We start from the raw sequence: 1,312 nt of genomic DNA, 5'->3' as shown, positions 1-1,312 counted from the left end.
GGGGGGCGCGCCTCCCGGGCTGGACGATGCCGGCAGCGTGCGCCTGCTGGACCGCCTTTCGTGGGGCGCCACGGCGGCCTCGCAGCAGGCGCTGGCCGAAGCCGGCACGGCGGGCTACCTGGCCGCCCAGCTGCGCTCCGCCCCCGCGGCCCTGCCGCCCGAGGCCCAGGCCCAGATCGACGCCATGGCCATCACCCGCACCCCCATGGAGGTGCTGGCCATCGACATGCAGGGCCGCCAGCAGGCCATCAAGGACCTGCCCGACGAGGAGGCGCGCAAGGCCGCGCAGGAGACCTACCAGCGCGACATGCGGGCCCTGCAGCGCGAGGCCGAGCGCCGCTTCGTGCTGCGGGCCGTGTACTCGCCCGCGCAGCTGCAGGAGAAAATGACCTGGTTCTGGATGAACCACTTCAGCGTCTTCGCCGGCAAGGCCGACATCCGCGCCATGGTGGGCGACTACGAGGACCGCGCCATCCGCCCGCACGCGCTGGGGCGCTTTCGGGACCTGCTCGGCGCCACCGTGCGCCACCCCGCCATGCTGCGCTACCTGGACAACGCGCAGAACGCCGCCAACCGCATCAACGAAAACTACGCGCGCGAGCTGATGGAGCTGCACACCCTGGGCGTGGACGGCGGCTACAGCCAGCGCGACGTGCAGGAGATGGCGCGCGTGCTCACCGGCCACGGCGTGTCGCTGCGCCCGCTGGGCGAGCCGCCCCCGAAGCTCAAAGCCGAGTGGACGCGCCAGTACGTGCGCCACGGCCTGTACGAATTCCACCCCCAGCGCCACGACTGGGGCCCCAAGGAGCTGCTGGGCCAGCCGCTGCAGGGCCAGGGCATGGCCGAACTGGACGAGGCGCTCGACCGCCTGGCCCGCGCCCCGGCCACGGCGCGCTTCGTGTCGCGCAAGCTCGCCACCTACCTCGTGGGCGATGTGCCGCCGCCCGCGCTGCCGGAGGCCATGGCCGAGTCGTTCACCCGCAGCGACGGCCACATCGCCGCCGTGCTGCAGACGCTGTTCGCCAGCGCGCCGTTCCAGGCCTCGCTGGGCAAGCGGCTGCGCGACCCGGTGCAGTACGTGATGGCCGGCCTGCGCATGGGCTATGCCGACCGCGTGCTGGCCAACCCCGATCCGGCCCTGTCGTGGCTGCAGCGCCTGGCAGAGCCCTTGTATGGCCGCGCCACGCCCGACGGCTACCCGCTCGATTCGGCCGCGTGGACCAGCTCGGGCCAGATGGCCGTGCGCTTCGAGGTGGCGCGGGCCCTGGCCGGCGCGGGCGCGGCCGCGCTCTACCGCCCCGAAGGCGCACCG

At 73.9% G+C, this 1,312-nt stretch carries 1 protein-coding gene; it reads left to right on the top strand.

Annotation, left to right across the window (positions count from 1 at the left end; genetic code table 11):
* On the top strand, positions 1-1,312 hold a 1,312-nt coding region (locus AC27IO_RS24300), incomplete at both ends, for a DUF1800 domain-containing protein (RefSeq protein ID WP_498741223.1).

The organism is Acidovorax sp. KNOB132 (genome assembly GCF_057541515.1).
This window is presented reverse-complemented; position numbering and strand designations above follow the sequence as displayed.